Raw genomic sequence first — 13,124 nt, 5'->3', positions numbered from 1 at the left:
CCTTAGTGTTGGGTTAACTGCGATAATAAACGCTCAAATGCCCGATAATTAAGCGCTTCTTTAAGCTCAATTAAACTGATTTGTGGCGCACCTTTTAAATCACTAATAGTTCGCGCCACTTTAATTACTCTATGATAAGAGCGCGGTGATAGCGCCAGCTTTTCACTGGCTCTGGCTAAAAACTGCAGTTCTGCAGGTGGTAACTCACAGTGCAAGCTCATCTCTTTGTTATTTAACCGCGCATTTACTTTACCTTGGCGTTTAAGCTGAACTGCATAAGCTGCTTCTACTCGCGCCCTCACCTCAGCACTGGTTTCTTCTGTAGTTGTACTTTGTAGCTCCACGCTGCTCAACCTTGGTAGTTCAATTTGCAAATCAATTCTGTCAATAAACGGCCCCGATACTCGCGATAAATAGCGCATCACCTGATCGGGTGTCGCCCGTTTATCATGATGACACCCTGTCGGACTGGGATTAAGTGCTGCAATAAGCTGAAACTGCGCTGGAAATTCCATTTGTCTGGCCGCGCGCGAAATCGTCACTGTTCCGGTTTCCATTGGCTCGCGTAGCGAGTCTAGCACTTTACGCTCAAATTCAGGGAGCTCATCTAAAAACAAAACACCATTATGCGCTAGCGATATTTCACCGGGTTTAGGGTTAGACGAACCACCCACTAGCGCTACTGCAGAACAGGTATGATGCGGATTGCGAAACGGTCGCTGACGCCAATTGGTTAAATCAATTGAGTGGCCAATAATTGAATATAAAGCAGCAGTATCAATGGCTTCATCATCAGACATGGTTGGCATTATTGTGGCCATTCGTTGTGCAAGCATTGATTTTCCGGTCCCTGGTGGACCTAAAAATAGTAAATTATGCCCACCAGCAGCGGCAATTTCTAATACACGTTTAGCACCAGGTTGGCCTTTTACATCGCTTAAATCGAGTAAAAAATCTGGCGCTTGGGTGCAATCAGGGTAGGCAATGTTAAGCGGTAAAGGTTGTTGATTGAGCAAGTCTCCCCATACCTCTTGAATAGAACTGACGGCTTTTCGTTTTACACCACTGACAAGGCTGGCCAAACTGTCGTTTTCAAGAGGCAGAAAACAGCAACGATTTTGCTCTTTAGCACCAAGCACTGAAGGCAAAATGGCATTTACAGCACGTATTTCACCATTAAGTGCAAGCTCACCGTAAAATTCATACTTATGAATATCAGGGCAGACTATTTGCCCCGATGCGACCAAAATACCTACCGCAATCGCAAGGTCAAATCGCCCACCATCTTTAGGAAGATCGGCAGGCGCTAAATTAACGGTAATACGTTGATCGGGAAATCCAAATTGCGAGTTTTCTAGAGCACTACGTACTCTATCCTTGGCCTCTTTAACCGACGCCTCAGGTAAGCCGACGATATGAAAGGCGGGTAAACCATTCCCTAAATGCACTTCAACCATCACCTCAGGGGCGTTGATCCCCACCTGCGCGCGAGAAAATATACGGGCTAACGACATTCCTTATCCTAGGGTCTGCTGACCTTTCAAGGTTAAATTTGCAGCAGTCTGTTTGGTATTTAGGCAAGGCAGAGCCTATGTCGTGTGGTTACTCCCCATAAATAGGCGATAACGCAGCATCAATGCCAAACAGGCGCTGCCCGAAGGGTTCTGCCTAGGGACAATTAACTCTTTGTTGCTCGGTTTTTACTTAGCCCACTAGGTTACAAACCTCGCGCTGCGATTAAATCGCCCCTAGTTTGAACAAACTTTAATCCGCAAAGGTCAACAGGCCCTAGTTAACAGCTGTATTTACACAGTTTAGTCAGGATATTTAAAAACATGTAATATAATCTTCCATTTAATCGCCGAAAAACGTAGCAATAAGGTCATTAGCATACTCAGAATCATTGCCACTTCCACCGTTAACGATAGGTTGATACTTAATGTATAGACAATGCCACCAGCAATACAGGTAATAGCATACAGCTCACCTTTAAGCAGCATTGGAATATCGCGGGCAAGCACGTCGCGAATAAGCCCACCAAAACAGGGGGTTATTACAGCCATAATCACAACCGTCATATCTGGCATACCAGCCAATTGCGCTTTTTGCGCTCCCATGACCGCAAAAAAGGCTAAGCCAAACGCGTCAGCAGTTTGCAATACATAGTATGGAATGGATTTTTGCTTATTGATCAGTCGTGTAGTAACCAGAACCGCCACCAAAATAGCGTAGAAGTAGCTTTGGTCGTGTAACCAAAATACGGGCTGGTCGAGTATCACATCGCGAACGGTACCGCCGCCAATAGCCGTAACAGTTGCAAGTACAACTACACCAAAGCCATCCATTTTCTTTTCATAGGCTACCAAGGTGCCTGAGATAGCAAATACCGCCACACCTATTAAATCAAACCAGTGATAAAGTTCAGTCATAATTTTGATTACAAAAAGTTTTAAAGAGTTTAGTGCATAGCATACTAAATATTCAGCAATAACACTTTCAAAAAGTAGAATTAGAAAAGAACAGCAGGTATACGTGTTAAAAATAGCGTGAGGGAATATGAATTTTAGGCATAAAAAAACACGCTTTAGGCGTGTTGCTTTACTATAACTGTTTATTTCAGTGGTTGCGGGAGCCAGAGTTTGTAAGGAGCGAACCGACGACCTTTGCTGGCTAATGAAGAGCTGAGACCGACGAGCTATTTACTTCACTGAATTTCAGGCATAAAAAAACACGCTTTAGCGTGTCGATTTAATAAAACATATTATTTCAGTGGTTGTGGGAGCCGGAATTTAATAGACGACCTTTGCTGGCTAATGGAGAGTTGAGACCGACGAGCTATTTACTTCACTGAATTTCAGGTATAAAAAAACACGCTTTAGCGTGTCGATTTAATAAAACATGTTATTTCAGTGGTTGCGGAAGCCGGAATTTAATAGACGACCTTTGCTGGCTAATGGAGAGCTGAGACCGACGAGCTATCCATTTCACTGAATTTTAGGCATAAAAAAACACTCGTATAGAGTGTCGATTCATTCTTACAATTTATTTCAGTGGTTGCGGGAGCCGGATTTGAACCGACGACCTTCGGGTTATGAGCCCGACGAGCTACCAGACTGCTCCATCCCGCGCCTGAAATTGCAGATTTATTTATAGTTGCTTACATTACAACTTGGCTTCCAATCCTCTAAAGAAAATTGGTTGCGGGAGCCGGATTTGAACCGACGACCTTCGGGTTATGAGCCCGACGAGCTACCAGGCTGCTCCATCCCGCGCCTGTATATTTAAAGTCTATCGACTACTTAATTTAATCTCTTAAGTTAGAGTTTTACAGCACCAAATCTAACGAAGAGAATTGGTTGCGGGAGCCGGATTTGAACCGACGACCTTCGGGTTATGAGCCCGACGAGCTACCAGGCTGCTCCATCCCGCGCCTGTAATTTCTTAGTAACAGTTTTGTGTTATTCACAAGCCTGTTTCGAAGAGAGCGCTATAATATAGGAATAAACCTATAATGCAAGGTTTTACTAATTAAAAGCGTTTAAGTGAACAAAAACCCATCAAACAGTGGTGTTTACAGTAATCGTTGATGTGGATTTATCATTTTTTGCCACTCCCAGTCGGGATGACCCATAACAATAAAGTCAGGATTTTCTGTGCTTTCTCTTTGGTTATACGTTAAAGGATTAAATTCAGCGTCGGTAATACAGCCGCCCGCTTCTTCAACAATAACTTGCGATGCCCCCGTATCCCACTCACCTGTAGGACCTATTCTTAAAAAACAATCTGCTTTACCCTCAGCAACAATACACGCCTTAAGTGAACACGAACCTAAAGCCACAGTTGCAAATTGCGCATTTAGATACTGGCTAACTGCTTCTATTTTTTGGCGGCGGCTTACAGCCAAAGTTAAACTCTCGGGCGGTGCAACAAATATTTGTTTATCGTGCTCACCTTCACGCTTAAATGCCCCATTTTTAGCCGTTGCATAATAGGTCACGCCCTTTGCTGGCCAATGAATAACCCCCAACACTGGGTGGTTATTTTCTATCAATGCAATATTAACGGCAAAGTCACCACTTTCGAGTATAAATTCACCGGTGCCATCCATTGGGTCAAGCAACCAATAACGTTGCCAGTGCTGTCTATCTTGCAACGCTGGAATGGGGGTTTCTTCTGACATAATAGGAATGTCAGGAGCAAGCGCATTTAAACCCGCCACGAGCACATCATTTGCAGCTAAATCTGCTTTAGTTACTGGCGTATTATCTGATTTTTCTTGCTGACCAATATCGTCTTTTTTATACAAAGACATAATGGCATCCCCTGCACTTTGCGCAAGCTCAATACATGGCTCTAGAAGTTTATTCATTAATGTCTCCTGAGGCTAAATACTTATCTAATAATAGCAGAGCCGCAACACTACGTGCTTCAGTAAAGTCAGGTTGCTCTAATAACGACTGCCATTGTGAAAGTGGCCATTTCACAACCACTAAGGGCTCAGGCTCATCGCCTAGTAAGGTTTCAGGATATAAATTTTTAGCAAACAAAATATGCATGGTTGCGTTAAAATAGCTCGGTGCCATAGTGACCGTTTTAAGCGGTTTAAAGTATTCAGCGCCAAAGCCAATTTCTTCTTTGAGCTCTCTGTTTGCAGCCTGTTCAGGCGTTTCACCTGGGTCAATGAGCCCTTTGGGAAACCCTAACTGATAGTCATTGGTGCCTGCACAATACTCACGAACCAGTAATAACTCATTTTCAGTGGTCATAGGTACAATCATAACGGCTCCACGACCACCGCCGCGAATTCGCTCATACTGACGCTCTTCGTTATTTGAAAACTTAAGCTCTAAAGACTCCACAGTAAATAAGCGACTTTTAGCGACAACATTATTACTGAGAATTTGTGGTGGTGTTGGGTGCTTTTTCTGTGTCATGGGCATCAATTTGCTATCATTGCAGTTATACTAATCATATACCCAAATGAGTATAAGATGCGAGTTTCAGTTTGAATTAAAAGCAATTTAATTGAGCAAATAATTCTCGGGTTTAGCTAAGGTTAATTCTTTATTTTAGGCTACGAATACGCTCTTAATATAATATTGTCGGATTTATACCTTAATAACTCAATTTACAAAGTTCATTAATCTACTTCATCGCAACTTATTCATTTCAAAAAGTAGTTTTCACAAGGATACATCATGCTCAACTGGTCAAAAATCGATACTGTATTACTCGACATGGATGGAACTTTACTTGATTTACATTATGACACTGACTTTTGGCTCAATGTTGTACCCCAACAACATGCTCTGGCTCAAAATATCAGTTTTGAGGAAGCCCGCGCAGATATCTTAAAACGCTATCAGGCTGTGAGTGGCAAAATTCAGTGGTACTGCTCTGACTATTGGGAGGCACAGCTAAACTTACCTATTCTCGAACTAAAGCGCCAGTCTGCCCACTTAATCAAAATTCGTGAAGACGTTCCGCATTTTTTAACTGAACTTAGACGAGCAGGTAAAGAGCTCATTTTGCTGACTAATGCCCATCCTGAATGCGTCATGCTTAAATTTGAACATACCGCTATTGATAACTATTTAGACGGGGTGGTATCGACTCATGAATATGGAGTAAGTAAAGAGCAACAAAGCTTGTGGCATAAAGTGCAAGGGGACTTAGGGTTTGATAAACGCCGCACTTTATTTGTAGATGACAGTTTACCGGTATTAAATGCCGCACGAAAATACGGCATTGAGCATTTACTTGCGGTTGCTAACCCTAATAGTCAACAACCACATAACGATATAACCGACTACATAAGCGTCACCGATTACCGTAAGCTTATTTAGCTTATTTAGCTTATTTAGCTTATTTAGCTCATTCGCCCTGAGGGTAACGCGCTACTAAGCCTTGATATACCTGTTTTGCAAAATCTGCATGTTCAGTATCAAGGCTTTTAACTACTTCTACTAAGTGTTCGTTATCTTCTTGACCATGCCATACTTTAATGTAGCTGCCATCTTTGTAGCCATGATCTTGGCGGAAAAAGTTAAGCGTATTTTTACCTACATAACCACGGTATAAATCATCAATATCCATGCCTATTTGCGCCATACAACCAGCAAAAGCGGCTGCATTAAACGCTTTATTGGCAACAGCACTGGCTGCTAATAATTCAAGTGTTTGTTTAAAGTCATCACCTTGTTGTGGTGCACTCATTTCGGCTTGTAGTTTTGTTGCTATTTGCTCGTAGCTAGTCTCACCGTCAATACGCAACGATAAGCCAAAGTGAAAAATATCAACCAGCTCTAAAATCACCTGTTCAGTATCTGGTGTTTGTTTTTTCCACCATTTCCAACCGTAATGGTCTAACATTTCTGCACATTCAACCCAAATAGCTCGGTACCATTCAAAGCCTTGGCTAAACCATTGCTCATGTACTTTAGTATTCATGGCATTTTGCATTTCTAGCATAACAACTAGCTTGTTTAAATTCGCAGACATATTGGTTCCACTGTTGGATTTATAATTAGGGTAATAATACAGATAATATAACTTAACGACCAGCCGAAAACTCATGCCATGAGTTGATCAGGTCAACAAAGTCTTCAAAACCACAACCGCTGCTTAAATCATTCTCTTCAAGCATTAATTCGTCATCTTGGTAGGCTAATATATCTTCGTTATCTTGATGCAGCGCATGCGCTTCAAATAACGCTTCATCTTTAGAAAGGATCAGGTCAATTTCTTGGCCTTTAAGTGTTAACGGTTCAAAGCTTGAACTCACCGAGCTAATAAGCGCCAGCACCATAGCCACTTTGTCTTTGCCTATTTCTTCATTTAACCAACGGCCTATAATCGCATGCTCGCTGCTTATTTTAATTCTTAACCCACTAATAGGGTCGCGAATAAATTGGTATTCCATAACTTTATTCCAGTACTGCTAATTACAATAGATTATAACCTAGTCAGTTATGAATAACGCAAGCCAGATACAAAAATAGCGCCGCAAGGCGCTACTTAACCTGAACTCTGGTTAAGAGATTTACTAACATATTGAATAAAATGATATTTATGTTTATTTTCTCTAGCCAGAAATTTTCAGTGAAAACAAGGCGAAATTACGCGTCAATAGCTAGTCTATTGCAAGTAAATTCAACGCAGTTAGCGCTCAAAATAGCTGCTAGAGATAGATTTATTATCCAGAGTTCAGGTTATTTAGTATCATCAATATAGCTAACCGCCTGAGCGATAGCGGGCAGCATCAATAATTGCCCATAAATGGAATACGGCTCCAACAATAGCTGGAACAACTAAGAACCATAACGCGTAACCGCCAAAAACCAAAATGGCAAACACCAGCGCCGATAAAATACGACCCTGCACCAACTGCCCTAAACCCGGGAAAAAAATATTACATAGAGCGGCTATTACATTTCCGCCAGAACCTTGTTGAGACATACTAACCTCTGTAGTTTAATTAATTTTGTATTTGTACTTATTATTTATACTTACACACTTTATGCCAATTTATTAAGGCTTACAAATCATACAGTTAAATTATTACGAATTTATCGCTTTAGTATTTTTTGCCAAAAATAAGTCAAATTAGCAATTTTAAATAGCTATTTTAGTTACTTGCTCAGTTTATACTGTTCACTATTCAACAACTTAAATACCTATTTTATAAATAGCTGTTTATAAAAACAGTATTTTATTTAGCCTAACAAAAACACCTGTTATACTGCTCTCATTATTGATTAAAAAGGCGTAACGATGGACGTTTCAGAATTACTCGATGGCTTAAATGATAAACAACGCGATGCCGTTGCAGCGCCATTACAAAACATGCTGGTATTAGCAGGAGCAGGTTCAGGTAAAACTCGAGTATTGGTTCATCGTATTGCCTGGTTAATGCAAGTAGAGCAAGCCTCTGCCTACAGTATTTTTGCGGTAACCTTTACCAATAAAGCCGCTAAAGAGATGCGTTCAAGGGTTGAAGAAACTCTAAAAGCCCCTGTTGGCGGCATGTGGATTGGTACTTTCCATGGTTTATCGCACCGAATTTTACGGGCACATCACCGTGAAGCAAATTTACCTGAAGCCTTTCAAATTTTAGACTCAGACGATCAGCTTCGCATGATCAAGCGCTTGTTAAAATCGATGAATATTGATGATAAAAAATGGCCAGCCAAACAGTTTGGTTGGTACATAAGCGCTAAAAAAGACGAAGCTCTGCGCCCTAAAGATATTCAGGCATACGATATTAACGAGCAAATGATGCTGCGCGTTTACGCAGCCTATCAAGAAGCTTGTGATAGAGCGGGCCTAGTTGATTTTGCTGAAATATTACTACGTAGTTATGAGGTTCTTAAAAACAACCCAACCCTGCTTCGTCATTATCAGCAGCGCTTCGCACACATGCTAGTAGACGAGTTTCAAGATACCAATACTATTCAGTATGCATGGCTAAAATTACTTGCGGGCGACACTAGTAGTATTATGATTGTAGGTGATGATGACCAAAGTATTTACGGTTGGCGTGGCGCTAAAATTGAAAATATCAAACGCTTTTTAACAGACTTTGATGCAGAGACGATTCGCCTTGAGCAAAACTATCGCTCGACTGCCACTATTCTTAAAGCGTCTAATGCACTTATACAAAATAACTCCGAGCGTATGGGTAAAAGCTTGTGGACTGACGGTAACGACGGCGAGCCAATTTCTATTTATGCTGCCTTTAACGAGCTAGATGAAGCGCGCTTTGTGAGTAGCAAATTACGCAGCTGGCTAAATGCCGGAAATGCGCTACAGGATGCGGCTATTTTGTATCGTAGTAATGCGCAATCGCGGGTACTTGAAGAAGCGATGCTACAAGAAGGTTTAAAATACCGAATTTATGGTGGTATGCGATTCTTCGAACGTCAAGAAATTAAAGATGCCCTCTCATACTTACGCTTAGTGGGTAACCGCCAAGATGATGCCGCATTTGAGCGTGTAATTAATACCCCAGCCCGTGGGATTGGCGACAAAACATTAAGCCATATACGTGACTGCGCTCGCGCTGAATCTTTGCCGCTTTGGTATGCTGCTAAAGCCATTGTAGAACAACAGCATTTATCGGGTCGAGCATCAGGAGCTGTTGCAAAGTTTGTCGAACTTATTGAGCATATTGAAGATAAAATTAGTGACTTAACGTTGCATGAGCAAGCTAAATACGCGATTCAAACCTCAGGGTTAATGGCTATGTATCAGGCTGAAAAAGGCGAAAAAGGCCGCGCTCGAGTAGAAAACTTAGAAGAATTAATTAGTGCCTGCGATCAGTATGAACTCCCTGAAGAGGAAGAGTTTAGCTCGCCACTACAAGGCTTTTTAGCTTATACCTCACTTGAATCTGGCGAAGGCCAAGCCGATGAGCATGAAGACGCCGTACAAATGATGACGCTTCACTCAGCTAAAGGTTTGGAGTTTCCTTTAGTGTTTATGGTCGGTGTTGAAGAAGGTATGTTTCCATCTCAGCAAAGTAATGAAGAAACCGGCCGTTTAGAAGAAGAGCGCCGTCTTTGTTACGTGGGTATGACCCGCGCTATGGATAAGCTGTATATAAGCCATGCCGAAAGCCGCCGTTTATATGGCCAAGAGAAATATCACAGCCCATCGCGCTTTTTACGTGAAATACCCGAAGACTGCGTAGAAGAAATTCGCATTAAAACACAAGTATCTCGCCCGCCTGCAGCCGGTCGCTTTAGCGCATCGGTTAGCCATGCTGCATTTGAAGAAAGCGGATTTAACTTAGGTCAACGCGTGCTGCATGCAAAGTTTGGCATTGGCACCGTACTCAACTACGAAGGCAGTGGCGCACAATCTCGCGTACAAGTTAACTTTGACGACTTAGGCAGTAAGTGGTTAGTAACAGCTTATGCAAGATTACAAGCCGTTTAACCACGTTGTAGAGCGTGTACAGCAACAACTTGCGTATGCGAAACATCGCCAGTTACTGCTGCTTACAGGCGATAAAAATTGGTGTTATGAGCAATGTACTCAGCTGCTTGCTCATTTGCAGCACCCTTCTTTTGTACTGTCAAAAAGCACTCATTTAATTAATGCACATTGGCCAGAGCATACCCACCAAATTTTAGGGCAAGAGTGCGCCCATGCTGTTTATGACGGCTACAGTGGACTGGTGCCAGATAAACTAGCTGCGCTTAGTGGCGTTGTGCAAGCAGGTGGTTTTTTAATTATATTGCTACCCGAACTTAAAGAACTTGAACACTGGTGTGATGACGCCCTTCCCTTATTTCAATCTTTTGGGCAAATGCACCCTTACAGCTTTTTTAACCAACGCTTAGCTCACTTACTAAGCAAAACTACTTTACTGCATTTTAGCCAGCAAAATGGTTGGCAGTGTATTACCGGTACGAATCTATCAACTGGTGAAATTGACTTTACCGAGCAACAACAGTGTATTGAATTAATAATAAAAACAGCAAACGGACGAGCAAATCGACCATTATTAATTAATGCAGATCGGGGAAGAGGAAAATCAGCCGCATTAGGTATTGCAGCAAGTAAACTCAGCGATAAAAACATACTTATTTGCTCTATGCAATTTCGTGCTTTGCACAGTAGTTTTAAGCACTTAGCGAGTGCGCTTGATATAGAATATCAAGCTGGCGATAAACACATTGCAAACATGCACTATGTGGCGCCTGATCAACTACTGAACGAACAACCGCAGTGCGATTTGCTATTAATTGATGAAGCAGCAGCAATCCCTGTTCCAATTCTCATAAAAATTCTTCACCTTTATCCTCGCGTGGTCTTTTCAAGCACTATGATTGGCTATGAAGGTAATGGTCGCGGTTATATTTTAAAGTTTACTCGTTACCTCAAAACGCATTTTAAAAACATGCGTAGCATCAGTCTTGAGCAGCCAATCCGTTTTGCAAAGCACGATCCTTTAGAGCTGCACCTTCGTACACTCTTAGCTTTGGATGCAGAACATCACAGCGCTAGTTTGAATACTGCTCCCCTACAATTTAAGCATCTGCAAGCAAATCAACTTACTAACGACGAACCACTGCTTCATCAAGTTGTTGGCTTACTAACACTGGCACATTATCAAACCAGTGTGAATGACTTACGTCACTTACTAGATGCCGCTGGGCAACGCCTATTTGTTTGTCAACAAGGTGATAATATTCTTGGTGTGTGTTTAGTAGCGATAGAAGGTGGCTTTACTACATCGTTGAGTAATGAAGTAGTGCAAGGTAAGCGCCGTCCTCAAGGGCACTTAATGGCGCAAAGCCTTGCACAATTAAGCTTTAACCCTGAGGTATTAAAACAATACTGCGCTCGCGTGGTGCGAATTGCCATTGACCCAGGGCAGCACAATAAGCACCTAGGAACACAATTACTTCATTACTGTGAACAGCAATTACAGAAAGAGTGTGATTGGTTTGGTGCTAGCTTTGGTGCTAATGCGCAATTACTTAGTTTTTGGCAAAATAATGACTTTAATTTGGTAAAGCTGGGTTTTCAAAAAGATAAGGCAACGGGTGAACATAGCGCATTAGTTATTAAGAGCTTAACTAAAAATGACCAACTACTAGAACAATTAACAGCCCAGTTCGAAGCTGATTTTCCTTTGCAATTGCTCAGCCATTTTAGTCAGCTAGATTATAAACTGGTAGCAAAAATTGTTTCACGCTTTAATACCCATACCATCAGCATAGCCGATCAATCAAGATTAAAGTCTATGTTAACAAGTGACTATCAGCTCTTTAATATTAAACCTTTACTATGGAGGAGTTTTTGGGCATCTCCTCTTAGCTTGCCAAATGATGAGGATAATTTCCAATCTGTTTTTATTAGGCTAGTATTACAAAATTGGACACCTAAAAATATCCAAACTGAGCTAGGTTTGAATGGCACCAAGTCATTTAATATATTATTAAAAAAGGCTGTAGATAACTGGTATGAGCGCACTTCGCATAATAATACACCTTAGCATTGCCTCTGTCGCATTAGCCTTAGGGCAGCCTATAGCCTATGCAGAGCAAGATAATAGCAAAGTTATTAAACTTGGTATGTCTACAGCGCTTAGCGGACCGGCTCAAAATATTGGCCTACAGTTGCATAAAGGCAGTAGCATTTACTTTAACAAGGTTAATAATGCTGGTGGTATAAACGGTGCTCAGATACAACTTCTAGTTGCTGACGATAACTACGAACCAAAGCAAACCGTTAATAATACCCGTACTTTTATTTATACCGACAAAGTCGATGCACTGTTTGGTGCTATGGGCACCCCAACTAGCCACGCTATTATACCTTTACTAGAGCAGTCACAAACCCCGTTCATAATGCCTTTTAGCGGGGCGAGCTTCCTACATGATAAATCACGCGCTAACATATTTAATCTAAGAGCCAGCTATAATGACGAAGCCGCAGAGCAAATTAAATACTTAGTAGAGGAGCGTAAACATACAAAGATAGGGCTATTTATTCAAGCAGATGAGTTTGGCTTGTACGTCGAATCAGGGCTAAGAAAAGAGCTAGCAAAATATCAACTTTCGCCTATAAAAGTCGCGCGTTACCAACGTAATAGTCATGATGTAGCTTCAGCGCTTAATGCCTTACAAGCCAGCGGGGTGACAGCTATCTGTTTAGTTGGTACCTATGCGCCACTTGGTGAGTTTATAAATAGTGCATATGCGAAGAACTTTACCCCAGACTATACTAGTGTCTCTTTTGTACCTAGCTTTGACTTATTTGATGAAGTAACTTCTCCCTCTCATATTATGGTTACTGAAATTGTTCCCAATCCACTCACTTGTAGCGATGATTTTTGCAATGAGTTTTTAGCTGATATGCAAGCAAGCAAGATTACAAAACCCAATCGTCTTCATTTTGAAGGTTATATTAATGCCATGGCATTTAGTAAGGCAGCGGCAAGCTGCAAATTACCACTTAAACACTCGTGCCTAATGAATGAGCTTAATTCACTGTTAATAAATGATAAAATAATCAAAAAGCTTTTTCTTGATATTGAAAATAAAAATAAACGTAATGTATATCGCTCTTATTATGTGAATAAATAAGTACCTTCCAAATATTGTTCTATT

The 13,124-nt window shown here is 41.4% G+C and carries 11 protein-coding genes and 3 tRNA genes; 4 read left to right on the top strand and 10 right to left on the bottom strand.

Going from position 1 to position 13,124, the window contains the following annotated elements; translation table 11 throughout:
- Nucleotides 1-2: 2 nt before the first annotated feature.
- From FHG08_RS04415 to nudE, 7 genes are all read right to left on the bottom strand, one after another.
- Complete coding sequence (locus tag FHG08_RS04415) at nucleotides 3-1,514, bottom strand: YifB family Mg chelatase-like AAA ATPase (protein ID WP_178954569.1); 1,512 nt, start codon at nucleotides 1,512-1,514, stop codon at nucleotides 3-5.
- Between the two features lie 300 nt (nucleotides 1,515-1,814).
- A complete protein-coding gene (locus tag FHG08_RS04410) occupies nucleotides 1,815-2,429 on the bottom strand; it encodes a trimeric intracellular cation channel family protein (RefSeq protein ID WP_008108278.1) in 615 nt (204 codons plus the stop codon).
- 622 nt (nucleotides 2,430-3,051) lie between these two features.
- A tRNA-Met gene (locus FHG08_RS04405) sits at nucleotides 3,052-3,128 on the bottom strand.
- 67 nt (nucleotides 3,129-3,195) lie between these two features.
- Nucleotides 3,196-3,272, bottom strand: a tRNA-Met gene (locus FHG08_RS04400).
- An 81-nt stretch (nucleotides 3,273-3,353) separates the two neighbouring features.
- Nucleotides 3,354-3,430 (bottom strand) — tRNA-Met (locus FHG08_RS04395).
- Nucleotides 3,431-3,571: 141 nt separating this feature from the next.
- Nucleotides 3,572-4,369: a 3'(2'),5'-bisphosphate nucleotidase CysQ gene (cysQ, locus tag FHG08_RS04390; RefSeq protein WP_008108277.1), complete on the bottom strand. Its 798-nt coding sequence runs from the start codon at nucleotides 4,367-4,369 to the stop codon at nucleotides 3,572-3,574.
- Complete coding sequence (gene nudE, locus FHG08_RS04385; protein WP_008108276.1) at nucleotides 4,362-4,934, bottom strand: ADP compounds hydrolase NudE; 573 nt, start codon at nucleotides 4,932-4,934, stop codon at nucleotides 4,362-4,364. Before nudE ends, cysQ begins: the two co-directional genes overlap by 8 nt.
- Nucleotides 4,935-5,198: 264 nt before the next feature.
- Here nudE and yrfG point away from each other — a divergent pair, with 264 nt between their 5' ends.
- Nucleotides 5,199-5,846, top strand: a complete 648-nt coding sequence (gene yrfG / locus FHG08_RS04380) for a GMP/IMP nucleotidase (RefSeq protein ID WP_178954567.1) — start codon at nucleotides 5,199-5,201, stop codon at nucleotides 5,844-5,846.
- A 28-nt stretch (nucleotides 5,847-5,874) separates the two neighbouring features.
- Here yrfG and FHG08_RS04375 read toward each other — a convergent pair whose 3' ends face one another.
- From FHG08_RS04375 to FHG08_RS04365, 3 genes are all read right to left on the bottom strand, one after another.
- Nucleotides 5,875-6,501, bottom strand: a complete 627-nt coding sequence (locus FHG08_RS04375) for a dUTP diphosphatase (protein ID WP_178954566.1) — start codon at nucleotides 6,499-6,501, stop codon at nucleotides 5,875-5,877.
- A gap of 52 nt (nucleotides 6,502-6,553) precedes the next feature.
- On the bottom strand, nucleotides 6,554-6,922 hold the full coding sequence (locus FHG08_RS04370) for a YacL family protein (protein WP_008108271.1): 369 nt from the start codon (nucleotides 6,920-6,922) through the stop codon (nucleotides 6,554-6,556).
- Nucleotides 6,923-7,233: 311 nt separating this feature from the next.
- Entirely contained in the window at nucleotides 7,234-7,458 is a 225-nt protein-coding gene (locus FHG08_RS04365; protein WP_054202800.1) for a hypothetical protein, read from the bottom strand.
- A gap of 315 nt (nucleotides 7,459-7,773) precedes the next feature.
- Between FHG08_RS04365 and uvrD the strand changes: the two genes are divergently transcribed.
- From uvrD to FHG08_RS04350, 3 genes are read left to right on the top strand one after another with little or no spacing between them, the layout of a single operon-like run.
- Nucleotides 7,774-9,939: a DNA helicase II gene (gene uvrD / locus FHG08_RS04360; RefSeq protein ID WP_008108265.1), complete on the top strand. Its 2,166-nt coding sequence runs from the start codon at nucleotides 7,774-7,776 to the stop codon at nucleotides 9,937-9,939.
- The gene (locus FHG08_RS04355; protein WP_178954564.1) at nucleotides 9,917-12,007 is read left to right on the top strand and encodes a GNAT family N-acetyltransferase; all 2,091 of its coding nucleotides are present in this window, start codon (nucleotides 9,917-9,919) and stop codon (nucleotides 12,005-12,007) included. Before uvrD ends, FHG08_RS04355 begins: the two co-directional genes overlap by 23 nt.
- Nucleotides 11,976-13,100: an ABC transporter substrate-binding protein gene (locus FHG08_RS04350; RefSeq protein WP_178954562.1), complete on the top strand. Its 1,125-nt coding sequence runs from the start codon at nucleotides 11,976-11,978 to the stop codon at nucleotides 13,098-13,100. Before FHG08_RS04355 ends, FHG08_RS04350 begins: the two co-directional genes overlap by 32 nt.
- Nucleotides 13,101-13,124 lie beyond the last annotated feature (24 nt).

The organism is Pseudoalteromonas sp. Scap03 (assembly GCF_013393115.1).
Lineage (GTDB): Bacteria > Pseudomonadota > Gammaproteobacteria > Enterobacterales > Alteromonadaceae > Pseudoalteromonas.
Note: the sequence above shows the minus strand (reverse complement) of the source record. Positions and strands in the feature narration are given on the sequence as shown.